Here is a 23,950-nt window from a genome sequence, read left to right on the forward strand (position 1 = left end):
TGGAGTCAACACTAGTGTGAAGTCCGGTATAGCGAATGTGCCCTTAGTCACCGTGCCGGTTGGTCACCGCGCCGCCGCTGGTCGCAGCGGCCGCGCTTCGCGCACAATCGGCAGACACTTCCTGAACGGGTTCGCCATGTCGCCTTGCCGCACTGCCCTGCTTGCCCTCGCCCTTGCCTGCGCGCTGCCCGCCACCGCTGGCGCGGCCACGCCCTACCGCAGCCCCCAGCAGATTCTGGATGCCTCCCCGGCCAGCGATTGGCGCACGCCGGAGCCGGCCAACGTGCTGTACATGAACCTGCCGGCCGGGCGCGTCACGATCGAACTGGCCCCGGCGTTCGCGCCCCAGCACGTGGCCAACATCCAGACGCTGGCGCACGAACATTTCTGGGATGGCGAGAGCATCTACCGGGCGCAGGACAACTTCGTGGTGCAGTTCGGCGACGCCGATGCCGACGATGCGGCCAAGGCCAAGCCCCTGGGCAGTGCCAAGCGCACGCTCCCGGCCGAGTTCCAGCGCGACAGCAAGGGGTTGAAGGTGAGCATGCTGCCCGACCGTGACGGCTGGGCCGACCAGACCGGCTTCGTCGATGGCTTCCCGGTGGGCCAGGACCGGCAGGACGGGAAGACCTGGCTGGCGCATTGTTACGGCGCGCTGGGTGCGGGCCGCAGCAACGAGGAAGACAGCAGCATCGGGGCGGAGCTGTACGTGGTGACGGGGCAGTCGCCGCGCCAGCTGGACCGCAACATCACGGTGGTGGGACGGGTGCTGCAGGGCATGGAGCTGCTGAGTGCGCTGCCGCGTGGTCCGGCGCCGATGGGCTTCTATGCCGACGCCGCGCAGCGCACGGCGATCCAGTCGATCCAGCGCGCCAGCGATGTGCCGGCGGCGCAACGGCCGAAGCTGGAGGTGCTGCGCACCGAGTCGAAGACGTTCGCCGATGTGGTGGAGGCACGCCGCAACCGGGTGGATGATTTCTACAAGCGCCCGGCGGGGCACATCGACCTGTGCAATATCGCGGTGCCGGTGCGGTAACGGCACACGCGTTGGCGTTTTGATTGTCTGCGCGCGCGGCCGGGTAGAGCCGACCGTTGGTCGGCTGCCCCTGCCCGCGACCGCACGACCTACCGCTTCTGCGACGCGGCCACGCTACCCAGGATCAACGCACCGGCAATCACCATCGCCCCGGTCACCGCTTCGCCCAGGAACAACCACGCAAACAGCGCGCCGAACATCGGGACCAGGTAGGTGACGGTCGAGGCGCGGGCCGGGCCGATGCGGGCGATGAGGCGGTAGAACATCAGGAACGCCAGGCCAGTGCACACCACGCCCAAGGCGATGGCGCAAACCCAGGACACCGTCGGGATCGGGCCGGTGGGCCAGTGGGTAAGCGCCATCGGCAGCAGCGCGATGGCGGCGCAGCCGAGGGTGGCCCCCGCGGATGCGGCGGGCGGCAAGCCGGTCATGTGCCGCTTCACCAGGTTCACCCCCAAGCCGTACAGCAGCGCGGCCAAAACGCCGGCGATGACCGCCGCGCCGATGCTCAGCCCCGACACCTTGGCGGTGGCCAGCACCACCACGCCAGCGAAGCCGACCAGCAGCGCGATGGCGCGGCGCATGCCGATCTTTTCGCCGAAGAACAGGAAGGCAATCAGCGCGGCGAACAGCACGGTCATGGCATTGCAGATCGCCCCGATCGCAGCCGGGGCGTGTTGCGCGGCCCAGGCGAACAGCACGAACGGGATCGCGGAGTTGATCACGCCGATGGGCGCCAGCCACAACCAGCGCCGCGCCGGGAACTGCGCGCGGGCTTGCCACAGGAACGGCAGCAGCACCAACGCGCCCAGCAGCAGCCGCACTTCCACCAGCGCATAGGGGCCGAAGCTGGGCACCGCCACGCGCATGAACAGGAACGAGCAGCCCCAGATCGCGCCCAACACGGTCAGTTCCAGCGGGGTGCGCCAGTCGCGTTCGACCACGGCGCTGGCCAGCGGTGCGCCGCTCATGGACGCACCCCGGACAACAGGCAGATGCGTGGCTGAATGGCGGTCGCGGACGGCAACATGGGGGCGGCTCCAGGGGACAGGGGCACAGCATCCGCCTACCGGAAGGGGCCCACAAGCGCGTAGTATCCGGGCAAGCCACAAATCTTATTTGGGTCTTGTCCATGATCCTGCGCCCTTCCCTGCTGCCAGCGCTGGGGGTCTTCGCGGTCGCCGCGCGCCACCAGAATTTCGCCCATGCCGCCGAAGAGCTGCACCTGACCGCCAGTGCGGTCAGCCACCACGTGCGCAAGCTGGAAGTGCTGCTGGGCACGGTGCTGTTCCAGCGCCACGCGCGCGGGGTGCGGTTGACCGCCGAAGGCCGCCAGCTGGCCGATGCCGCCGCCGCGGCGTTGAGCGATCTCAATGCGGTGGCCGGCAACCTGCATCCCCAGGCCGACATCGTGCCGCTGCGGGTGACCACCATCCGCTCGCTGTCGTACTGCTGGCTGGTGCCCCGGTTGGCCCGCTTCACCGCCCAGTACCCGCAGGTGCGCATCGAACTGCAGACCAGTACCGAGCTGGTGCGCTTCGACGACACCGGGCCGGAACTGGGCATCCGCTACGGGCTGGGGCAATGGCCCGGCCTGCGCGCGCATCACCTGATGGACGACGAGCTGTGCCCGGTCGCGTCGCCCGCGTTGGCCGGCGTGGCGGCCCTGCGCGAACCGGCGCAGATCGCGGCGTTGCCCCTGATCAGCGACATGTCGCCGCAGGGCTGGCGCGACTGGTTCCGCGCCGCCGGGGTGCGCGGTCTGGAACTGCCGTCGGTGCATTCATTCAGCGACAGCACCGACGCGATGCGCGCGGCGGTGTATGGCATCGGCGCGGTGCTGGCGCGCAAGCACATCGCCCAGCCGTATCTGCAACGCTATGAACTGGTGCGGTTGCCCGGCCCGGCCCTGAAGGCGCGCTATGCCTATTACGTGGTGCACGCCGAACACCGCCCGCTCAGCCCTACCGCGGTGGCCTTCATGGATTGGCTCAAACGCGAAGCGCTGGATGAGCGCACACCGATACCGGCGCTGCCGGATGAACTGCTGGGCCGGCCCGCATTGTCCGGTGCGCGGTAGCGCCCATCCTCACCCGGCCTTGTCCACGCGCTGGCTAGGCTGGAGTTCCTTTCCCCCAAGGCGTGTTCCATGGCCCTGTTGCGACTCAGAATTACCGGCAGCGATGACGACGCGCGTGCCATCACCGACCTGCTGCAGAGCATCGAAGGCATCGAGCATGTCGAAGAAACCGACGACCTGATGCCGCACATGGACGATGACGATTCCAGTTCGGCCGGCCTGTCCGACGACATCGGCCCGGGCATCCACGAGCTGGAAGTGGAGGTGGGCAATGCGCTTGCCGCCCAGCGCGTGCGCGATGCGGTGCAGGAACTGGCGTTGGAGCTGGACGTGTTCGTGGAATACGAACACGACGAAGGCTGATGGCTGCGCGGTGCCGGGTTTGACCGGCACCGCGCCTTGCCGCGTCAGCTGGCCCGTGCGGCCAGGCGGCGCTTGCGGCGGCGCCACAGCACGCTGCCGATCCAGGCGAACACCCAGGCCACCACGGCCCACGGCAGCAACGCCGACAGGGCGCGGATAAGGAAGGCCACGCTGGTGGTCAGCACGGCGCCGGACTCGCTCAGCGCTTCACCGATCTGGCTGCGGCTGCGCTGCCCGGACGGGGTGTGGAACTGCATCGTCACCAGCTGCGTGTCGATACGGCGGTGCTGCTGGGCCGCCTCCTTGTTGGCCTGCTCCACCCCGGCCTCGATTTCCGACAGGCGCTGGGTGATGGTGAGCAGGTCGGCGAGCTTGATGTCCTTGCTGTCCTGGTAGGCCAGCAGCCGTTCATGTTCCTTCTGCAGGCGCGCCTTGGTCAGCGCGGTGTCGGCCACCTGCTGGGCGAGGTCTTCGGCATGGGTGTTGCGCGAGGCCACCTCACCGCCCTGCCCGGCCAGCCCGATCAGCGGCTCCACCCCCTTGGGCGCGATCCGCACCTTGACCGAACCGCTGGGGTATTCGCCGCCCTGCTGGCCCACCTGCAGGACCGCGCAGTCACCGAATCGCGCGGACTGGCACGCCTCGGCGATCTGCTTCACGCGCGGGGCGATACCGGCCGCGTCCAGGGTGATGTCCAGATCGTGTTCGTAGGCCAACATCGCCCCTTCCGGCGACGCCAGTGCACCGGCGCCCGCGTCGGCGGCCGCTTCGCCGTGATTCTGGGCCGCACAGCCGGCCAGCCCGAGCACCAGCATCCCTGCCCATGCACCCTTGGGGTGCCACATCGTCCGTTTCATTTATTTGCTTGCTCCGTCGAAGCGATTGATCGTGAGCCCGTCCAGGTCCACCCCGGGCAGGCAACGTACGTTCACCGCCACCATCCTGCTTCCACTGCGGGGGTCCACGCCCTCGCTGAACGGGGCGGTGCCACAGGTACGGCAATGGTGGTGTTCCAGGTGGTGCTGGTTGAACTGGTAGGTGGCCACGTCGGCCGGATCGGTGGTCAGCCGCAGCGCCTCGCGCGGGCCGAACCACAGCAGGCCACCGCGGCGACGGCACAGCGAACAGTTGCAGTCCAGGGCCTCGGTGATCGGCTCGGCCGCCTCGACCACGAACGCGATCTGCCCGCAATGGCAGCTCCCTTCGTACTGCATGGCGCACCCTCCGGCTGGGAAAGGGCCATGGTAATCCAATGGCACGGGCGCGGCCGGGCGCGGGGGCCTATGCTCGGCGATTGACCACAGCACAGGATCGCCGATGCGCCAGCATCTTCTCGCCCTCGCCCTGATCGCCGCCCTCGGCGGCTGCCAGCAGGCCGACGCCCCGCCCGCGGCACCCGGTACGCCGGCCGCCGCTGCCCCCGCTGGCGACGCCGCCGTGGACGCCGCCTTCGCCGACCTGTCCAAGCGCGCGCTGGATACCTGGATGCAGCTGTCGCCGATCAGCGCCACCCAGATCGGCGACCACCGCTACGATGCGGAGATCGACGACCTGAGCGCCGCCGGCCAGCAGAAGATGTTGACGGCCTACAAGGGCCTTGTCGCCGACCTGGACCGCATCGACGTCAGCAAGCTTTCGCGCGAGAACCAGGTGGACGCGGCGATCCTGCGCAACCAGCTGCAGTCGGAAATCTGGAGCGCCGAGGTGCTGCAGTCGTCCAAGTGGGACCCGCAGATCTACAACGGCGTGGCCGGCAGCGCGATCTACGGCCTGATGGCACGCGAGTTCGCACCGCTGCCCGAGCGCCTGAAGTCGGCCACCGCGCGCATGGAGAAGCTGCCGCAGATCTTTGCCCAGGCCCGTGAGAACCTGGACCCGGCCCGCGTGCCGAAGATCCATGCCGAGACCGTGGCCAAGCAGAACCGCGGCATCCTGAGCATCGTCGATACCTTCATCACCCCGCACATCGGCGAGCTGCCGGCCGAAGATGGCAAGCGCCTGCAGGCGGCCATCGATGGCTTGAAGAAGGCCGTTGAAGAACAGCAGACCTGGCTGGACAAGACCCTGGTGCCGAATGCCAAGGGCGACTTCCGCATCGGTGCGGAGCTGTACGACCAGAAGCTGAAGTTCGCCTTGAACTCGTCGCTGTCGCGCGCCGAGATCGGCGAGCGCGCGCGCGCCGAACTCAAGCGCGTGCGCCAGGACATGTACGGCATCGCGCAGACCGTGCTCAAGGACAAGCCGGGTGCTCCGGCACTGCCGGCCAACCCGAGCGATGAACAGCAGCAGGCCGCGATCGAAGCGGCGCTGGAACTGGCCTACGCCGACAAGCCGGCCCGCGACAAGGTGGTCGACGATGCCAAGGCCGCGCTGGCGCAGTCCACCGAGTTCGTGCGCAAGCATGACCTGATGACCCTGCCCGATTCGCCGGTGGACATCATCCTGATGCCGGAGTTCCAGCGCGGCGTGGCCGTGGCCTACTGCGATTCGCCGGGCCCGCTGGACAAGAACCTGAAGACCTTCTACGCGGTCTCGCCGATTCCCGACGACTGGAACGACAAGCAGGTCGACTCGTTCCTGCGCGAATACAACAGCCGCATGATCCACCTGCTGAGCATCCACGAAGGCACGCCGGGCCATTACCTGGAAGGCTGGCATTCGGGCAAGTTCCCCTCCACGCTGCGCGCGGTGCTGCGTTCGGGCCTGTTCGCCGAAGGCTGGGCGGTGTACACCGAGCGGATGATGCAGGAGCAGGGTTACCTGGACAACGATCCGCTGTTCCACCTGGTGCAGCTGAAGTTCTACCTGCGCACCATTTCCAACGCGATCCTGGACCAGGGCGTGCACGTGGACAACTGGACGCGTGAGCAGGCGATGCAGCTGATGACCCACGATGCCTTCCAGCAGGAAAGCGAAGCGTCGGGCAAGTGGGTGCGCGCGCAGCTGACCTCCGCGCAGCTGCCGACCTACTTCGTCGGTGCGCAGGAACACTTCGACACCCGCAAGGCCGTGCAGGACAAGCAGGGCGCGAAGTTCAACCTGAAGGCCTACCACGACCAGATGCTGTCCTACGGCGCCCCGCCGGTGCGCTTCGCGCGCCAGCTGATGCTGGACCAGCCGATCGAGTAAACCCGCCTGGTTCCTCGTCAGACAGGCAACGGCCCGGTGCGAACCGGGCCGTTTTTTTGTGTGGTTTCGTAGAGCCGGAGCAGCCGACTGACAGTCGGCTCTACCCCCCCCGGCAGCGTCGGCGTCGGTTAGGCGTCGGCGGCGACGAAGCCGCCGGTCTGGCGCGCCCACAAGCGCGCGTACAGGCCGCCGGCCGCGATCAACTCGGCGTGCGTGCCGGTTTCCACGATGCGGCCCTGGTCCATCACCACCAGCCGGTCCATGCGCGCGATGGTGGACAGCCGGTGTGCGATGGCAATCACCGTCTTGCCCGCCATCAGCTCGTCCAGATTGTCCTGGATGGCCGCTTCCACTTCCGAGTCCAGCGCCGAGGTCGCCTCGTCCAGCACCAGGATCGGCGCGTCCTTGAGCAGCACGCGCGCGATTGCGATGCGCTGGCGCTGGCCACCGGACAGCTTCACCCCGCGCTCGCCCACGTGCGCGTCGTAGCCCTGGCGGCCTTCGCCATCACGCAGGGTGTCGATGAACGCTTCCGCACGCGCCTTGGCCACGGCGGCGCGCAGCTGCGCGTCGGTGGCGTCGGGGCGGCCGTACAGCAGGTTGTCGCGGATCGAACGATGCAGCAGCGAGGTGTCCTGGGTGACCACGCCGATCTGTCGGCGCAGGCTTTCCTGGGTGACGCTGGCGATGTCCTGGCCGTCGATGCGGATCTGCCCGCTTTCCAGGTCATACAGACGCAGCAGCACGTTCACCAACGTGGACTTGCCCGCACCCGATGGCCCGACCAGGCCGATCTTCTCGCCCGGCTTCACGTCCAGGTCCAGCCCGGCGATCACCCCGCCGGTCTTGCCGTAGTGGAAGTGGATGTGGTCGAAATGCACCCCACCCTGCGTCACCTGCAGCGCGGTCGCGTCATCGCGATCCTGCACGGTCAACGGCTGGGAAATGGTGGTGATGCCGTCCTGCACCGTGCCGATGTCCTCGAAGATCCCGTTGATGGTCCACATGATCCAGCCGGACATGTTGTGGATGCGGATCACCAGCCCCGTTGCCAGGGTGATGGCGCCCACGCTGATGTGCCCGCCATTCCACAGCCACAGCGCCAGGCCGCAGGTGCCGGCGATCAGGAAGCCGTTGACGATGGCGATGGTCAGGTCCATGCCGGTGGTCACCCGGGTCTGTCGGCGGTGCTTGGCCGCCAGCTCGTCGATCGCCTCGGCCACATACGCCTGCTCGCGCCCGCCGTGGGCGAACAGCTTCAACGTGGGGATGTTGGTGTAGCCGTCCACGATCCGGCCCATCGCCTTGGAACGCGCTTCGGAGGCGATCCAGGCGCGTTCCTTCGCACGCGGCACGAAGTACCACATGATCACCACGTAGGCGACCATCCACAGCAGCAGCGGAATCATCAGCCGCCAGTCGGCCTGCGCGAACAGGTACAGCGCCGTGCCGGTGTACACCACGATGTACCAGAGCGAATCGACCATCTGCACGGCCGATTCGCGCAGCGAGGTACCGGTCTGCATCACCCGGTTGGCCATGCTGCCGGCGAAATCGTTCTGGAAGAAGCTCAGGCTCTGCCGCACCACGTAGTTGTGCATCAGCCAGCGCGAGCGGTTGCTCAGCCCCGGCACGATGGCCTGGTTGACCAGCAGGTTGTGCAGCCCCACCAGCACCGGGCGCAGCAGCACGGTGATGACCACCATCCACAGCAACTCGTTGGCGTGGCGCTGGAAGAACCCGGCACCGGGTTGTTCGGCCACCATGTCCACGATGCGGCCGAGGAAGTCGAACATCGCCACTTCCACCAGCGCCAGCAGCAGCCCGGCAATCAGCGTGGCCAGCAGCACCGGCCACACCGGGCGCAGGTAGTGGATGTAGAACGGCACGACCTTGCGCGGTGGCATGCGCCCATCGATGGGCGGAAAAACCGGAATCAGCGACTCGAACCAGCGGAACATTCCATTACCCCGAAGCAAAGCAGGCCGCGATTATCCCACCGCGGCCTGCTGCATGCCTTTACCTGCAGCTCACGCCGCGCGTGCGGTTCAGCCCTTGACGTCGGTCTTGATCGGCACCAGCAGCAGATCCTGGAAATCGAAGCTGAAATCGGTCAACGACGAGATGGCCTGCATGCGCACATCGCGAACCTTGCCGTCCGGGTCCAGGCTGAAGGTGACGAAGGCATCGGCGTTGAGCGAGCGGTCGTCCCAGCGCACGATGAAGGTGTCGTGCTGCCAGTGCTCCAGTTTGCCCACCAGCTGCGCGGTCTTGCCGAAGCGCAGGCGCAGTTTGCCCGCGCTCTGCTCGACGAAGACGTCGCCATACCACGCGTCGCGGTAGCCGCCCGCGTAGCTTGCGAGCGGCAGCGAGGGCGTGGATTTCGCGTCGCGTGCGGCCTGGTGGGTGGCCCAGCCTTCATCGGCCTTGTCCTGCGCCTTGGCCACGGCCGCGGCATAGGCCGCCACCCAGTCGGTCTGCGGTGCACTCAGGTAGGCGTCCAGCACGTCCATGGTGATGGCGTTGAAGGCCGCGCCCACTTCCTGGTTGGTCAGCACCACGATGCCCAGCTTCTGTTCGGGCACCAGCGTCACCCGCGACACCATGCCCGGCCAGCCGCCGGTATGCCAGACCAGTTTCTGGCCCCGGTAGTCGCTCAGGCTCCAGCCTTCGCCATAGCCGGCGAAGTTCGGACGCGCGGCCGCCAGCTGCGGCACGCTCGGTTCGGGTACCACCTGGGGGGTGATCATCTGCCACATGCCCTGCTGGCTTTTTGCGCTGAACAGCGCCGTGCCGTTTTCCAGCGTGCCGTGGGCCAGCTGCACGTTCATCCAGCGCGCCATGTCATGCACGCTGGAATAGATGCCGCCCGCACCGGCATTGTTGGACCAGGTCAGCGGCGCCACCGTGCGCAGGGCCTTGAAGTCGTACTTGGCATGGCCAACGGCGGCGTTGTCGCCCGGCTGCAGGTGGTCGGCGTTGTAGCGGGTGCCGGCCATGCCAACCGGGGTGAAGATGTGCTGCTGCAGGAAATCGGCGTAGGACTGCCCGGACACCTGCTCGATCACCTGCTGGGCCACCGCGTACAGGATGTTGTCGTACGCGTAGCGGTCACGGAAACCGGCCTTCAGCGGCACCTTGGCCAGGCGCGCGACCACCTCCTGGTTGCTGTAGGTGGTGGTCGGCCAGAACAGCAGGTCGCCCGCGCCCAGGCTGAGCCCGCTGCGGTGCGAGAGCAGGTCGCGGATGCGCATCTCACCGGTGACGTAGGCGTCGGACATGCGGAACCCGGGCAGGTGGTCGATCACCCGGTCGTCCATCTTCAGCTTGCCCTGCTCGGCCAGCAGGTTCAGCGCGGTGGCGGTGAACGCCTTGGTGTTGGAGGCGATGGCGAACAGAGTATCGGCCTGCACCGGTGCCGGCTTGCCCAGCTCGCGTACGCCGTAGCCGCGCTCGAACACCACCTGGCCATCCTTGACCACCGCCACCGCGATGCCGGGTACGTCGAATGTGCTGCGCGCACGCTCGACCGTGGCGTCCAGCCGCTGCAGTTCGGCCGGCACCGCCGCCGATGCCAAAGGTGCGCATGCAAGCAGCACAACGCCTCCGATCCAGGATGTGTTCAAGCAGTGTCTCCAGTTGCGTGTCGCGGGGGCGTTGAGGCGCGCAGGCGCGCCTTGGGCCGGGTTTCGCACGATGGTAACGCGGGGGCGCTCAGGCTCGCCTGTGCCAGAAGGCGGACCGCCCCGGAGCCCTGTATGACCGCGCCTGCCGACACCATATCCACCGTCATTCCCTGCCTGCGCTATCGCGATGCGCACGCCGCCATTGGCTGGCTGCAGCGCGCGTTCGGCTTCGAGCCGCAGGCGGTGTATGCCGATGGCGAGGTCGTTCACCACGCGCAGCTGGTGTACGGCCACGGCATGATCATGCTCGGCTCGGTCGACAACGCCAGCGAGTGGGGGCGCTACAGCGTGCACCCCGACGAGGTGGACGGGCGCCAGACCCAGAGTGCCTGCGTGATCGTGGCCGACCCGGATGCGCACTACGCGCGCGCCGTGGCCGCCGGCGCGCAGGTGGTGATGGACATCGCCGACCAGGCCTATGGCGGCCGCGGCTACGCGTGCCGCGACCTGGAAGGCTACCTGTGGTGGTTCGGCAGTTACGACCCGTGGCGCGCCCACGCGGGCGACGCATGACGGCGGCAGGACGCATCCGTACCGGCATCGGCGGCTGGGTGTTTCCGGGTTGGCGCGGCGGAACGTTCTATCCGGCCGGCCTGGCGCAACGCGAAGAGCTGGCGCACGCCAGCCGGGCGCTGGGCTGCATCGAGATCAACAGCACGTTCTACCGGGCGCAGAAGCCGGCCATCTACACGCAGTGGCGCGAGCAGACGCCGCCCGGGTTCCGTTTTTCGGCCAAGGCGCCCCGCACCGTCACCCAGACCCATGACCTGACGACGGTAGGCGCGCGTGCGGAGGCCTTCATCGACGGCATCGTCGCGCTGGGCGATCGGCTGGGACCGCTGGTGTGGCAGTTCGGCGACACCCATCCGGCGGGCGCGCAGGAGTTCGACCGGTTCCTGGCGCAGCTGCCGCGCACGGCCGACGGGCGCGCGTTGCAGCACGCGCTGGAGGTGCGCAACCCGGCCGCGTGGAGCGCGGAACTGGTGGCGGTGGCGCGCGCGCACAACGCCGCGCTGGTGTTCAGCGGCTCCAACGACTACCCGAGCTTTGCCGACCCCACCGCGGACTTCGTCTACGCGCGGCTGATGCATGCGCGCGCGAACCTGCGTGCGGGCTACCCGGAGCGCGCATTGGAACAGTGGTGCCTGCGTGCGATGCGCTGGGCCCGCGGCGAGGACAATCCGGACCTGCCGCATGTAGCCGCCGAAGCGCCGACCTCGGGCCCGCGCGCGGTGTACATGCTGTTCATTGGTGCGGCCAAGCAGCGCAATCCCGGCGCGGCGATGGCGTTGCGCGACCAGTTGGCGCGCGTAGGCGCCACGTAGAGCCGACCGTTGGTCGGCTGCCTTTGCGCCCTGCGTCAAACCCGTATCGACCAACGGTCGATACCTACCGCACGGTGCGTGATCGCGCGCCCATCCGCATGTCGATCCGCCACAGCAACGCGGCCAGGGCCACGAAGGCCAGCCCCACCACGGCCGCGTTGCGTGCCACGCCCACCGCACCCAGCGCCGCCAGATCCAGGAATGGATACGGGTACTGCCCGCTCCATCGCCCCACCAGCAGCGCCCAGCCGAGGTAGAGCGCCGGGAACAGCAGCACGCCGCCCAGCTGGCGCCAGCGCAGCTGCCCATGCGGGCCGGCCAGCCAGCCCAGCAGGTACAGCACGGGCACCACATAGTGCAGCCCGGTGTCGGCCCACCAGTGCAGGCCCTGCGGGTGCCACAGCGTGCGCAGCACCAGCACGTAGACCAGGCCGGTGATGCCGATGTACACCGCCACCGCGGCGCTGGGTGCCGGGGCGGCCATGCCGCCGGTGCGTCCCCGCAGGCGCGCCAGACAGACGGCAGCCACGCCGATGTTGCTGAGAATGGTGAAGTAGCCCAGCAGCCGCAGCAGTGCCTGACCGCTGCCGGCGGTGGCCCCCACCGAGGCCAGCAGCACCGCGTACTGCAGCGTGATCGCGGCGACGGCGACGACGGCGGTCAGGCCGGCCCACGCGCGCGCCCTGGCGGACGGCACGGCAGGTGCGGCGGCGGGCGGACGCGGGGCGTGGACATGGGGCTGCATGTGCGCAGGATGCCATGCCAGCTGCCGCGCGGTTGTCGCGGTCGGCCGCGGCTTGCCGCACAATATCGCGATGCCGATGACCGATACCCGCCGCGCGCTGCTGCAAATCCATTTCTGTGTGCTGCTGTGGGGCATTACCGCCATCCTCGGCAAGCTGATCACCCTGCCCGCGCTGCCACTGGTGTGGTGGCGGATGCTGCTGGTGGTGGCGATGCTGGCCGTGCTGCCGCGGGTCTGGCGTGGCCTGCGCCAGTTGTCACCGGCGCTGTTTGCTGGCTACTGCGGGGTCGGCGCGCTGGTCGCGCTGCACTGGCTGACCTTCTATGGCGCGGTGAAGCTGGCCAACGCATCGGTGGCCGCCACCTGCATCGCGCTGGCCCCGGTGTTCACCGCAGTGATCGAACCGTGGGTGGCCAAGCGGCCGTTCCAGCTGCGCGAACTGGCCTTCGGCATCGCCGTGCTGCCGGGCGTGGCGCTGGTGGTGGGTGGCGTGCCGCATGGCATGCGCCTGGGCGTCTTGATCGGGGCGCTGTCGGCGCTGCTGGTGGCGGTGTTCGGGTCGCTCAACAAGCGTCTTGTGAGCCATGCCGACCCGCTCACGGTGACGGCGCTGGAACTGGGTGCCGGTACCGTCACCCTGACCCTGTTGGCACCGCTGCTGCCCTTCCTGCTGCCGCCACTGGCCGGCCCGTTGTGGGTAGTGCCCAGCCTGCACGACGGCGTGCTGCTGCTGGTGCTGGCCGGGGTCTGCACCCTGCTGCCGTTTGCGCTGGCCCTGGTCGCGCTGCGCCATATCAGCGCCTACACCTCGCAGCTGGTGACCAACCTGGAGCCGGTGTACGCGATCCTGCTGGCGATGGTGCTGCTCAGCGAGCAGCGTGAACTGACCCCGGTGTTCTACGTCGGCGTGGCCATCATCGTCGGCGCGGTGTTCCTGCACCCGTTGTTGAACCGGCGCAGGAAGGTGGAACACCCCGAACTGCTGGCCACCGCCGAAGCACGCAACATCATCGACTGAACCGGCGTGGCCCGGCCGTTGGCCGGCGCATGACGCGCGCCTACTCCGCGCGCACCACCCGGTTGCGGCCTTCATGCTTGGCCCGGTACAGCGCCGCGTCGGCACGTGCCAGGGTCTGGTCCACGCCGTCGCCATGGCGATGCGCGGCCACCCCGATGCTGATCGTCAAGGGAATGCCCAGCGGCAGGTCGGCCACGGCCATGCGCAGGAAGTCGCACTGCAGCTCGGCGGTGCCGAGCGTGGTGTCGGGCATCAGCACCACGAACTCTTCGCCCCCGTAACGTGCCGCCAGGCCCTGCCCGGCGAAATGCGCGCGCAGCAGGCGCGACAGTTCGGCCAGCACGTGGTCGCCGGTGGCGTGGCCGTACAGGTCGTTGACGTTCTTGAAATGGTCGATGTCCAGCAGTGCCACCGCGGTCTGCCGCGGCTGTCCGTCCGCATCGGTGACCGCCGCTTCCAGCGCCAGGCTCATCGCCCGCCGGTTGGGCAGCCCGGTCAGTGGATCGGTGCGGCTCTGCTCGGCCAGGTCGGCGTTCTGCTGTTCGAGCAGGGCGTTGTATTCGGACAGGCGTTGTTCGTACCAGGCCCGGTCACGCATGTGCTGCTGGATCTCATACGCGTAGCGGCGCAGCTCCATCACCAGCGACACCTGGCGCGACAGCGCCACCAGCGCCTGGGCCTGGTCGGGCCGCAGGTGCCCCGGGTTGGCGTCGAACACGCACAGCGTGCCCAGCGGCAGGCCATCGAAACTGAGCAGCGGCGCGCCGGCATAGAAGCGGATATGCGGGTCGTCGACCACCACCGGGTTGTCGAAGAACCGCGGGTCCTGTTGCGCGTCTTCCACCACCATGACCTGGTCGGGCTGCAGGATCGCATGGCCGCAGAAGGAGATGTCGCGCGAGGTTTCGGTGGCATCCAGCGCCTGGCGCGCCTTGAACCACTGGCGGTCGCGGTCGACCAGGGTCACCGCCCCCATGCGGGTGCCGCACAATGCCGTGGCAATGGTGACCAGATCCTCGAAGGACCGCTCTTTGGCGGTATCCAGGATCTGGTAGCGCTGCAGCGCCAGCAGGCGCTGCTCTTCGTTGTCCGGCAGGGACGGCTTGATCATCGGCGGCAGGCAGGCGGGTTGTGCCTGCGCAGTCTAGCCGGACGGCCAGCTCACCGCGTGATGCGCGTCCTTACCATTCCAGCTGTTTGGGCAGCAGGCCCTTGAGCTCGGCGTCGGTCAGGTTGCGCCACTGGCCCGGCTTGAGCGCGCCCAGCTTGATGTTGTCGATGCGCACGCGACGCAGCTGGGTGACGCGGAAGCCGAAGGCCGCGGCCATCAGGCGGATCTGCCGGTTCAGGCCCTGCTGCAGGGTGATCCGGAAGCCGAACTTGGCCAGCTTGCTGGTGCGGCACGGCAGCGTGGTTTCATCGTGGATACGGACACCGCGGGCCATGCCACGCAGGAACTCGTCGGTGACCGGCTTGTTGACCGCCACCATGTATTCCTTCTGGTGGCCGTTCTCGGCGCGCAGGATCTGGTTGACGATGTTGCCGTTGCTGGTCAGCAGGATCAGGCCTTCGGAATCCTTGTCCAGGCGGCCGATCGGGAAGATCCGCTGCTCGTGGCCGACGAACTCGACGATGTTGCCCTTGACCGTGCTTTCGGTGGTGCAGGTGATGCCGACCGGCTTGTTCAGCGCGATGTAGACGTGTTTGCGGCCGCCGGCCTTTTTGGCTTCGCGGGCACGCAGCGGCTGGCCGTCGACCAGCACCACGTCACCCTCGCCGACCACCGCACCGGTGCCGGCCGGGTGGCCGTTGACGGTGACGCGGCGTTCGCCGATCAGGCGGTCGGCTTCACGCCGGGAACAGAAGCCGGTTTCGGCGATATGTTTGTTGAGTCGGATTGTCATCGGCCCATTATCCGGCAAACCCGGCCCGCGCAGGGCGCCGGCTGTTCACACACGCAGCGGCGCGTCGGCCGGGGCGGCCTGGTCGGCGTCGAATACCTGGTTGCGGCCGGCCCGCTTGGCGCAGTACATGGCGTGGTCGGCGCGGCGCAGCAGCGAGGTCAGGTCGTCGCCGTCCCCGCGCAGCACGGCCAGGCCGATGCTGCCCGACACCTCCAACCCCGGCACGGCCAGCACCCGGGTCACCGCCTGCACCTGCTGGCGCACGGTTTCCAGGCGGGCGAAGGCGCTGGCCCGGTTGGCGCCCGGTAGCAGCACCAGGAACTCCTCACCGCCCATGCGGATCACATCGTCGTGGTTGCGCACCGAATCGCGCAGCTGGCGCGCCACCGCCACCAGCACCTGGTCGCCCACGGCATGGCCGAACTGGTCGTTGATGTCCTTGAACAGGTCGATGTCCAGGAACCCGATCGCCAGCGGTTGTTCGTCCTGGACGGCACGTTCCAGGTAGTGGGCCAGCTTGCGCAGGCCGGCGCGTCGGTTCGGCAGGCCGGTCAGGGCATCGGTATCCGCCAGCTGGCGCAGTTCGTCGCGCTGCTGGCGCAGCCGGCCCAGGCGCAGGTTGAGCGCGTAGGCGGCCATCATCAGGAACCAGGTCGTGCCCAGCTGCAGCGACTCGATCCGGTAGGCCACCAGCCACTGCGCGTGCAGCGCATCGGCCATGATCATGATCCACCACGGCAGCAGCGCGCTCAGCCCGGCCAGCGCGTAGCGGTCGCGGTGCAGCACGCCCCAGCTGCCGGCCGCCAGGCAGGCTACGCAGCCCAGCACGAACAACGCTTCCAGTCCGGCGGCCACGCCCGGCAACACCGCAAAGTGCATCCAGGGCACGCCCAGACCCAGCGCGAACAAGCCCCACAGCAGCACATGCTGGGCCGGCCGTGACCCTGGCCAGCGGCGGTCGCCGCCACACAGGCGCCACAGCACCGGCAGCAGCACTGCCTCGGTGAACGCGGTCAGCGACACCAGCCACCACGAGGCCCGGTTCTCGACCGGCAACCACGGCTCGGGATACCCGCTCAACCCGCCCAGCACGGCCTGCCACAGCACCAGCAGCAGGCAGATGGCCACGTAGATCAGGAACGAGCGGTCCTTGGTGGTCACATAGCCCATCAGCGCCGACAGCGCCAAGGCAATGGCCACCGCCACGCAGGCCGCGCGCACCAGCAGCCGGGCGGTGTCGTCCTGCTGCACCGGGCTGGGCGCGCCCAGCTGTACGGTGGGAATCCAGCGGGGTTTGATCGGCGCGGCCCAGGACACCACGATCGGTTCGTGATCGCCGGCAGTGGGCACCACCACCATGCCCACCCCGGCCCGGAAGCGGGAATCACGGGTGCGCGCATCATGCATGCTGCCGCAGATCTGGCGGTCGCCGTGGCTGATCCGCACCTCGCCGGCGAGCACCCCGAACACGTCCACCGCCTGCGGCTCACCGGACCAGCCGCCCGCGGGCGCGGGCACGTGCAGCACCTGCTGGTGGCGGGCCAGCACTTCGGCAGTGCAGGCGCGCTGGGGGGTGCGTTCAGCCGTAGCGGCGCCCAGCAGCAGCACGTCGGTGCCCACCCGGGTGGTGGCGGCGAGCACGGTGTCGGCGGCCGCCCAGGCCGGCAGCAACAGCAGGGCCAGCAGTACCTGCACTGCGCCCCATTCCATCCACCTGCCGCGCCATCCCCTCACACCCTGCCCCAACCTCGATGCCGCCACGCAGGTCGCGTGCCGCCCCTGGCGGGGATTATCGCCCGAACCTGGCGCTTTCACGCAGCCCATCGCGGCGGGCGGCGCGGGCCATTGGTCTCATGGCAGGCCCGGCCGGCCCTCCGAAGGCAGCGCGCTGCGCCCTGGCCACAGCGCCGGCTGGGTCATCCGCTCCAGCGCCATCGGTCGCTCGATCGCATACCCCTGCAGCCCGTCCACCCCCAGCACCTGCAGCTGTTCGGCCACCTCGGTCGATTCCACCCATTCGGCAATCACGGTCATGTGCAGCTCACGGCCAATCTCGGTGATCGCGCGCACCGCGGCGCGGCTGACCGGATCGATGTCCATGTCGCGCACGAATACACCGTCGATCTTGAGCATGTCCGCCGGCAGCTGGCGCAGGTAGCCAAACGAGGACAGCCCCGAGCCGAAGTCATCCAGCGCTACCTGGCAGCCCCGCGCCTTGACCGCTTCGATGAAGCTGCGCGCCTGGGCCAGGCTGCTGATGGCGGCGGTTTCGGTGACCTCGAAGCAGAGCTTGCGCGCCAGCCCGCGGTTGCGTTCCAGCAGGTCGCAGACGAAGGCCAGGAAACTCGGCTCGGCAATCGACTGCGCCGACACGTTGACGTTGCACAGGCCCAGCCGCTGCACGTGCGCCGGGCACACCTGCAGGTGGCGGAACAGCAGCCCCAGCACGTGCCGGTCCAGTGCCATGCCCATGCCATAGCGCTCCACGGCCGGCATGAACTCACCGGGGGCCTGCAGTACCCCGTCGGGGTTGCGCATGCGTACCAGCACTTCGTAATGCAGGAAGCCCGGATCGCCGACGCGCTCGATGCGCTGCGCATACAACAGCATGCGGTTCTCGGCGATGGCACTGGTCACCCGCGCCAGGCGTTCGGCTTCCTGCCGGCGCTCGTCCAGCGCCATGCGGCTTTCGTTGTAGCAGTGCACGCGGTTGCGCCCGGCTTCCTTGGCGGCATAGCAGGCACTGTCGGCCGCACTCATCAGCCAGTTGACGTCCACCGCCTCGCGGGTGACCTCCACCACGCCGACGCTGCAACTGACCCGCAGGCTGCCGTCGCCATGCTGGAAGTTGGCCTGGCCCAGCGAACGCACGATCCGCTGCAGCACCTGCTTGGCCTCTTCCTGGGCCGCATTGGCCAGGAACAGCGCGAACTCGTCGCCGCCCAGCCGCCCTACCCAGTCACCCTCGCGCACCGACCCCACCAGGTAATCGGCGAAGTTGCGCAGCAACTGGTCGCCCGCGGCGTGGCCCAGCCCGTCGTTGACCAGCTTGAAATAGTCCAGGTCGATGTAGCACAGGCTGTGCACGCCGCCATGGTTGCGCACGTCGATCAGGGCCTGCTCCAGCAGGCGTTCGATCTCGCGCCGGTTGATCAGCCCGGTCAACGGATCGTGGCTGGCGTGGTGTTCCACCTCGCGGGCCAGCGCATGGTTCTGCGACACGTCTTCCACGATGGCGAACACCGACACCTCGCGGCCGGCCGTGCGCACCAGCGTGCCGCTCCAGCGGCCCCACATCAGCCCGCCATCGGCGCGCCGGAAGCGCAGCTCGGCCGGGCGCAGTTGGCGCCCCCAGTCGATCTGGCCCGCGTCGTCGAGCACCAGTTCGCCCTCGGCCACCAGGTCCTGGATGGACAGCCCGAGCAGCGCATCGCGCGAGTAGCCCAGGATGTCGGCCATGGCCTGGTTGACCTCCATGACACCACCGGTCTGGTCGAATTTGAGCATGCCCACCGTGGCCTGGTAGAAGGCCGCACGGAAGCGGCTTTCCTGTTCCAGCAGATCGTGCCGCACCCGTCGCGACAGCATCACGGCCACGAGGGTGATCAACAGCACCGACAATCCGCCCACCAGCAAGGTGGTGATGCGCACGATCGAGGCCGTGCGCTGCAGCGACATCGAAAAGGCCTTGGCACGGGCCTGCAGGTCACGATCCAGGGCCTGCAGCTGGTCCAGCAACAGCGCCTGGGTCACCGGTTCCACGTCGCGGCGGGCGTGCAGGACCTGCGCCGCGCCGACCAGGCCGGCCAGCTCCAGCAACGGGGCGTCGGTCTGTCGCCACAGCCGCACCGCGTCCTTGAAATAGCCCAGGTGGCCCAGGTACCGGAACGACAGGATCAGGCGGTTGATGTCACCCGGCGCGTTGCCGCCGGCCAGGAACCCGCGCCGGGCCCGGGCCAGGTCGGCGTCGTCCTGCTCCAGCGCGCGCCGCGCGTCCAGGTCGCCCAACGGCACGGTCAGCGCCTGGCGGGCTTCAGCCAAGTCACGCGGTCGACCGTGGTTGATATAGCGGCTGAGCGCGAAGCTGGCCTGCTGCTGGCTCCGCGACCAGTGGCTCTGGCCGACGATCCACGCGGTGGACGCGGCCTGCAGCTCCTGGATCAGCGCGGAAATGCCCACCAGGCCAATCGCCATGCCGGTCAGCAGGACGAAGCGCAGGGTCAATCCCCGCGTGAGATACGGTACCGCTGTTGCACCAACATCCCTGCCAGTTGCCAGCATCGCGGATCCCCCCGGAGCCGTGGAGTGGGTGGTGTATCGAGCCCATCAACCTTCAGGCTAGATCGGGGGATGTTGAAACGGTGCGAAACCGAGCGGCGGCGCGTTGCGGCATTTCCGCCCCCCGGAAACGACAACGCCAGCCCGAAGGCTGGCGTTGTCTGGATCGCGTGGGCGATCAGCCGTTGCGCGGACCGCGCGGCTTGAAGCCGTCGCGACGCGGCGGGCGATCATTGCCGCCCGGGCCGCCCGGACCACGATGGCCACCCGGGCCACCCGGACCACCCGGACCACCCGGACCACGCGGCTTGCCACCGAACTTCGGCTTGAAGGCCGGGCGCGCCGACGGGGTCAGGTCTTCACCCGGCTCGACCTTGCGCATCTGAAGCTGCTGGCCCGAGACCCACACCTTCTTGAGGTGGGTCAGCAGGTCCTGCGGCATTTCGGCCGGCAGGTCCAGCACCGAGAAGTCGTCGTGGATGTCGATGCGGCCGATGAAGCGGCTTTCCAGCCCGGCTTCATTGGCGATCGCGCCGACGATGTTGCCCGGCTTGACGCCGTGCACATGGCCCACTTCGATGCGGAAGGTTTCCATGCCCGGCTCGGCGGCACCGCGCGGGGCGATGTCACGGCGCGGGGCGCGTTCGAAGCCGCCGTCGCTGTTGCCGAAGTCGCCTTCCGGACGCGGCGGACGCGGGCCGCGGTCGTCTTCACGACGCGGGCCACGCTCGAAGCGCGGCTCGAAACGGGCCGGACGCTCGCCACGGTCGTTGCTGCGCTCGTTGCGCTGGTGCGGGGCACGCTCTTCACGGGCACCACGGACCGGCGGGGTCAGCAGGAACGGCGAATCGCCCTGCAGCAGCTTGGCCAGCGCGGCGGCGATCTCGATGGCCGGCACGTTCTTCTCGCCTTCCAGGCGCTGCAGCAGGTCGCGGTAGAACTCGGTGCCGCCGGCATCGAGTACATCGCTGATGCGGCTCATGAACTTGGTGATGCGGGTGTCGTTGACCGCGTCCACGCTCGGCAGCTGCATCTCTTCGATGGGCTGGCGGGTGGCGCGCTCGATGGCACGCAGCATGCCCTTTTCACGCGGGGTGGCGAACAGAATCGCGTCACCGGTGCGGCCGGCACGACCGGTACGGCCGATGCGATGCACGTAGCTTTCGGTGTCGTACGGGATGTCGTAGTTCAGCACGTGGCTGATGCGCTCCACGTCCAGACCACGGGCGGCCACGTCGGTGGCCACCAGGATGTCCAGCTTGCCTTCCTTCAGCATGCCGATGGTGCGCTCGCGCTGGGCCTGCTGCATGTCGCCGTTGATGGCGGCCGCGGCCAGGCCACGGGCCTGCAGCTTCTCGGCCAGCTCTTCGGTGGCCGCCTTGGTACGCGAGAAGATGATCATCGCGTCGAACGGTTCCACTTCCAGGATGCGGGTCAGCGCGTCCAGCTTGTGCATGCCGCTCACCCACCAGTAGCGCTGGCGGATGTTGGCCGAGGTCGTCGTCTTGCTGACGATGGTCACTTCGGCCGGGTTCTTCAGGTAGGTCTGCGCGATGCGGCGGATCTGCGACGGCATGGTGGCCGAGAACAGGGCGACCTGGCGGGTCTCCGGCAGCTTCTTCAGCACGGCTTCGACGTCGTCGATGAAGCCCATGCGCAGCATTTCATCGGCTTCGTCCAGCACCAGCGTCTTCAGCTCGGACAGGTCCAGGGTGCCGCGCTCGAGGTGATCGATCACGCGGCCCGGGGTGCCGACGATGACGTGCACGCCACGGCGCAGGGCCTGCAGCTGCTGGCCGTAGGGCTGGCCGCCGTACACCGGCAGAACGCGGAAACCGGGAATGCCCGACGAATAGGTCTGGAACGCCTCGGCGACCTGGATGGCCAGTTCGCGGGTGGGCGCCAGCACCAGCACCTGCGGCTTGGTCTGGTTGAAATCGAGGTTGGACAGCACCGGCAGCGCGAAGGCGGCGGTCTTGCCGGTACCGGTCTGGGCCTGGCCGAGCACGTCGCGGCCTTCCAGCATCGCCGGGATCGTGGCAGCCTGGATGGGCGACGGGGTTTCGTAACCGACGGTGGCGACGGCCTGCATCACAGCGTCGGACAGGCCGAGGTCTGCGAACAGCAGCGGCGCGGAGGTTTCTTGGGACATGGGGAACTCCAAAGCACTGCCGTTGAGGAGGCAGTGAGATAAAAAAGGGGATGGTCCGCGCTTTGGGCGCCCTTTCTTATCGCGTGCCCTAGCGCTGCTCGGTCGGAGGAGAATTCACTCGCTCAGGCCGCGATGATACTCCATCGTTCCTGAACAACGCGTACAGATTTCCGCATGGATGCCGTTCTGCCGCCTGCTGGCGCACAATACGCGCCCTCTCCCGGCCCGGTCCCACGTCCGCGCCCCTTCCCAGGATACCCGTTCCATGCAGACCCTCGAATTTGAACTGGACCGCGACTACGTCGAGCTCAAGCAGCTGCTCAAGCTGGCCGACCTGGTCACCAGCGGCGGCGAGGCCAAGACCGTGATCGGCGACGGCCAGGTCCTGGTCGACGGCGAGGTCGAGCTGCGCAAGGCCTGCAAGATCCGCGGCGGCCAGGTGGTGCAGTTCGGCGACACCACCATCAACGTACTGGCCGACAGCGACGCCCCCTGACCCACCTCAGACCCGCGCGTCGCGCTGGGTCAGGTGGGCGGCGATCAACTGGCGGAACGGGGCCACCCCGTGCGCCAGGCGCAACCCGGCCCGGCGCAGCATCCGCGCGGGCAGGCGGTCATCGGTGTACAGCGTGGCAATGGCATTGGTGGCCTCGTACAGCGGGCGCGAGGCCAGCCGGTGGCCGCGCTCAAAACTGGCCAACCCGGCCGGTGCGCCGATGTCGCCGCCGCGGGCCGCCGCCTGGTTCAGCACGCGGGCCAGCCGGTGCGCGCCGGCCAGCCCCAGGTTGAACCCATGCGCGGTGACCGGGTGCATGCCCACCGCCGCATCGCCGATCAACGCGCAGCGATCGCCCACGAACGCATGGGCATATACCCCCACCAGCGGGTAGGCCACCGGGGCCGCGCTGGGCACCATCGCCCCCAGCCGCTGCTCGAACAAGCCACTGATGCTGTGCCCGAAGCGGGCCGGCTCCTGCGCCATCAAGGCCTCGATCTGGCGCGGCGGCAGGGTGATCACCGCCGAGGCCTGGTCGCCATTGAGCGGCAGCAGCGCCATCGTGCGCCCGTACCCGAACCACTCCCACGCGGTGTGCTGGTGCGGCACCTCGATCTGCATGCGGCAGACCAGCATCGACTTGCCGAAGTCGCGCATGCGCGCCCCGATCCCGAGCATGCGCCGGGTACTGGAGAAGCGGCTGTCGGCGGCCACCACCAGGCGCGCGGCCAGGCGGCGACCATCGGCCAGGGTGACCACGCTGCGCCCTGCCCCCGGCACGATGCCGGCCACGCGCGTTTCATCCAGGATCTGCAGGCCCGGCTGGTCCTGCACGCTGGCCCAGGCGGCGCGGCGGATCAGATGGTTGGGTACCAGCCAGCCCAGATCCTGCGTATCGCGCTGGGTGGCGGCAAAGGTCAGCGCGAACGGCGAGCTGCCGTCCATCACCTTGGCGTCGCGCAGCGGGGAGATCTCGGCCGGGTCCAGCCGCTGCCAGATGCCCAGCGTCTCCAGGATCTGCCGCGAGGCATGGGTCAGCGCAATCTCGCGGCCATCGAAGGCCGCCTCCGCCAGTGCCGCGCGCGGCTGCTGTTCCACCAGCGCCACCTGCAGGCCGCTGCCGGCCAGCGCGCGGGCGAAACACAGCCCGGCCGGGCCGGCGCCCACCACCACCACGTCCACCGGCTGCTCCGGCATGCACTGCTCCTGGGTGGGTTGGTCCGACATGTCCGATCCTGCGGTGACTGGTCCATGCCAGCTTAGCGCCGATCGCGCGCGCCCCGCCTTGATCTGGATCAGCGGCCGCAGCCGCCGTTCACTGGTCCGTTACAGCAACGCCCACAGCAACAGCACGATGCCCACCAGCGAGGCCAGCCACACCAGGCTGCGCACGTACGGCACGCCGGCTGCGTACAGCGGCAGATACACCACCCGTGCCCAGAAATAGAGCTGCGCGGCCAGTGCGGTCAGCCCGTCCTGACGCTGGGTCAGCACCACCGCCAGGATCGCCGCCGCGAAGAACGGGAAGGTCTCCATGAAATTGGACTGCGCACGCTGCAGGCGACCGGTCAGCGGCCGCACCGGTGGATTCTGCCCATCGCGGGCCGAGGCGTTCCACTGCAGCCCGCGCTCGCGGGTGACGGCGGTGGAGGCGGCGAACAGGTGCACGATGCCCAGCACCATCGACCACACCAGCATCTGGATCTCGATACTCATGCTGCACTCCTCAGGAAATGAC

At 68.6% G+C, this 23,950-nt stretch carries 21 protein-coding genes; 8 read left to right on the plus strand and 13 right to left on the minus strand.

Translation table 11 applies throughout. From position 1 onward, the window contains the following. Positions 1–136 precede the first annotated feature (136 nt). Positions 137–1,036, plus strand: a complete 900-nt coding sequence (locus DX03_RS13465; RefSeq protein ID WP_038689497.1) for a peptidylprolyl isomerase — start codon at positions 137–139, stop codon at positions 1,034–1,036. An 89-nt stretch (positions 1,037–1,125) separates the two neighbouring features. Here DX03_RS13465 and DX03_RS13470 read toward each other — a convergent pair whose 3' ends face one another. Beyond that, the gene (locus tag DX03_RS13470; RefSeq protein ID WP_038689499.1) at positions 1,126–2,007 is read right to left on the minus strand and encodes a DMT family transporter; all 882 of its coding nucleotides are present in this window, start codon (positions 2,005–2,007) and stop codon (positions 1,126–1,128) included. A gap of 161 nt (positions 2,008–2,168) precedes the next feature. On the opposite strand from DX03_RS13470, the gene DX03_RS13475 reads away from it, so the two are divergent. Both DX03_RS13475 and DX03_RS13480 read left to right on the plus strand, forming a co-directional pair. Then, positions 2,169–3,116 carry a LysR substrate-binding domain-containing protein gene (locus DX03_RS13475; protein WP_038689501.1) on the plus strand — a complete coding sequence of 316 codons (948 nt, stop codon included), beginning with the start codon at positions 2,169–2,171 and terminating at the stop codon, positions 3,114–3,116. Positions 3,117–3,185: 69 nt separating this feature from the next. Then, positions 3,186–3,479 carry a hypothetical protein gene (locus DX03_RS13480; protein WP_038689504.1) on the plus strand — a complete coding sequence of 98 codons (294 nt, stop codon included), beginning with the start codon at positions 3,186–3,188 and terminating at the stop codon, positions 3,477–3,479. 44 nt (positions 3,480–3,523) lie between these two features. On the opposite strand, the gene DX03_RS13485 is transcribed toward DX03_RS13480, so the two are convergent. Further along, positions 3,524–4,336: a DUF4349 domain-containing protein gene (locus tag DX03_RS13485; protein WP_425598279.1), complete on the minus strand. Its 813-nt coding sequence runs from the start codon at positions 4,334–4,336 to the stop codon at positions 3,524–3,526. Further along, on the minus strand, positions 4,337–4,693 hold the full coding sequence (locus tag DX03_RS13490; RefSeq protein ID WP_038689509.1) for a GFA family protein: 357 nt from the start codon (positions 4,691–4,693) through the stop codon (positions 4,337–4,339). Between the two features lie 103 nt (positions 4,694–4,796). On the opposite strand from DX03_RS13490, the gene DX03_RS13495 reads away from it, so the two are divergent. Beyond that, on the plus strand, positions 4,797–6,608 hold the full coding sequence (locus DX03_RS13495; protein WP_038689511.1) for a DUF885 domain-containing protein: 1,812 nt from the start codon (positions 4,797–4,799) through the stop codon (positions 6,606–6,608). Positions 6,609–6,736: 128 nt separating this feature from the next. On the opposite strand, the gene smrA is transcribed toward DX03_RS13495, so the two are convergent. Continuing rightward, positions 6,737–8,569, minus strand: coding sequence for a multidrug efflux ABC transporter SmrA (gene smrA / locus DX03_RS13500; protein WP_038689512.1), 1,833 nt, complete (start codon positions 8,567–8,569; stop codon positions 6,737–6,739). Between the two features lie 87 nt (positions 8,570–8,656). Beyond that, positions 8,657–10,234: a serine hydrolase gene (locus DX03_RS13505; RefSeq protein WP_038689514.1), complete on the minus strand. Its 1,578-nt coding sequence runs from the start codon at positions 10,232–10,234 to the stop codon at positions 8,657–8,659. A 132-nt stretch (positions 10,235–10,366) separates the two neighbouring features. Between DX03_RS13505 and DX03_RS13510 the strand changes: the two genes are divergently transcribed. Beyond that, entirely contained in the window at positions 10,367–10,807 is a 441-nt protein-coding gene (locus DX03_RS13510) for a VOC family protein (RefSeq protein ID WP_038689515.1), read from the plus strand. Continuing rightward, entirely contained in the window at positions 10,804–11,619 is an 816-nt protein-coding gene (locus DX03_RS13515) for a DUF72 domain-containing protein (protein WP_038689517.1), read from the plus strand. Before DX03_RS13510 ends, DX03_RS13515 begins: the two co-directional genes overlap by 4 nt. Before the next feature lie 64 nt (positions 11,620–11,683). Here DX03_RS13515 and DX03_RS13520 read toward each other — a convergent pair whose 3' ends face one another. Beyond that, positions 11,684–12,364 carry a Pr6Pr family membrane protein gene (locus DX03_RS13520; RefSeq protein WP_051598865.1) on the minus strand — a complete coding sequence of 227 codons (681 nt, stop codon included), beginning with the start codon at positions 12,362–12,364 and terminating at the stop codon, positions 11,684–11,686. Positions 12,365–12,434: 70 nt separating this feature from the next. Between DX03_RS13520 and DX03_RS13525 the strand changes: the two genes are divergently transcribed. Then, positions 12,435–13,382, plus strand: a complete 948-nt coding sequence (locus DX03_RS13525; protein WP_038689519.1) for a DMT family transporter — start codon at positions 12,435–12,437, stop codon at positions 13,380–13,382. 40 nt (positions 13,383–13,422) lie between these two features. Here the strand turns inward: DX03_RS13525 and DX03_RS13530 are convergent, their stop codons facing one another. The 5 genes from DX03_RS13530 to DX03_RS13550 form a co-directional block, all read right to left on the minus strand. Then, positions 13,423–14,493, minus strand: a complete 1,071-nt coding sequence (locus tag DX03_RS13530) for a sensor domain-containing diguanylate cyclase (protein ID WP_038689521.1) — start codon at positions 14,491–14,493, stop codon at positions 13,423–13,425. A gap of 70 nt (positions 14,494–14,563) precedes the next feature. Continuing rightward, positions 14,564–15,286 carry a pseudouridine synthase gene (locus DX03_RS13535; protein WP_038689523.1) on the minus strand — a complete coding sequence of 241 codons (723 nt, stop codon included), beginning with the start codon at positions 15,284–15,286 and terminating at the stop codon, positions 14,564–14,566. 45 nt (positions 15,287–15,331) lie between these two features. Next, positions 15,332–16,996, minus strand: a complete 1,665-nt coding sequence (locus tag DX03_RS13540) for a sensor domain-containing diguanylate cyclase (RefSeq protein WP_038689525.1) — start codon at positions 16,994–16,996, stop codon at positions 15,332–15,334. 141 nt (positions 16,997–17,137) lie between these two features. Further along, positions 17,138–19,567, minus strand: a complete 2,430-nt coding sequence (locus DX03_RS13545) for a putative bifunctional diguanylate cyclase/phosphodiesterase (RefSeq protein ID WP_038689526.1) — start codon at positions 19,565–19,567, stop codon at positions 17,138–17,140. A 175-nt stretch (positions 19,568–19,742) separates the two neighbouring features. After that, the gene (locus tag DX03_RS13550) at positions 19,743–21,716 is read right to left on the minus strand and encodes a DEAD/DEAH box helicase (RefSeq protein ID WP_038689528.1); all 1,974 of its coding nucleotides are present in this window, start codon (positions 21,714–21,716) and stop codon (positions 19,743–19,745) included. Positions 21,717–21,981: 265 nt separating this feature from the next. On the opposite strand from DX03_RS13550, the gene DX03_RS13555 reads away from it, so the two are divergent. Continuing rightward, positions 21,982–22,212: an RNA-binding S4 domain-containing protein gene (locus tag DX03_RS13555; protein ID WP_038689530.1), complete on the plus strand. Its 231-nt coding sequence runs from the start codon at positions 21,982–21,984 to the stop codon at positions 22,210–22,212. Between the two features lie 6 nt (positions 22,213–22,218). Here the strand turns inward: DX03_RS13555 and ubiM are convergent, their stop codons facing one another. Then, positions 22,219–23,439 (minus strand): 5-demethoxyubiquinol-8 5-hydroxylase UbiM, encoded by a 1,221-nt coding sequence (gene ubiM, locus DX03_RS13560; RefSeq protein ID WP_244880122.1) that lies wholly within the window; start codon positions 23,437–23,439, stop codon positions 22,219–22,221. Between the two features lie 99 nt (positions 23,440–23,538). After that, positions 23,539–23,928, minus strand: coding sequence for an MAPEG family protein (locus DX03_RS13565; protein ID WP_038689533.1), 390 nt, complete (start codon positions 23,926–23,928; stop codon positions 23,539–23,541). Positions 23,929–23,950: the final 22 nt, after the last annotated feature.

Origin of the sequence: Stenotrophomonas rhizophila, from assembly GCF_000661955.1 — a bacterium.
GTDB lineage: Bacteria > Pseudomonadota > Gammaproteobacteria > Xanthomonadales > Xanthomonadaceae > Stenotrophomonas > Stenotrophomonas rhizophila.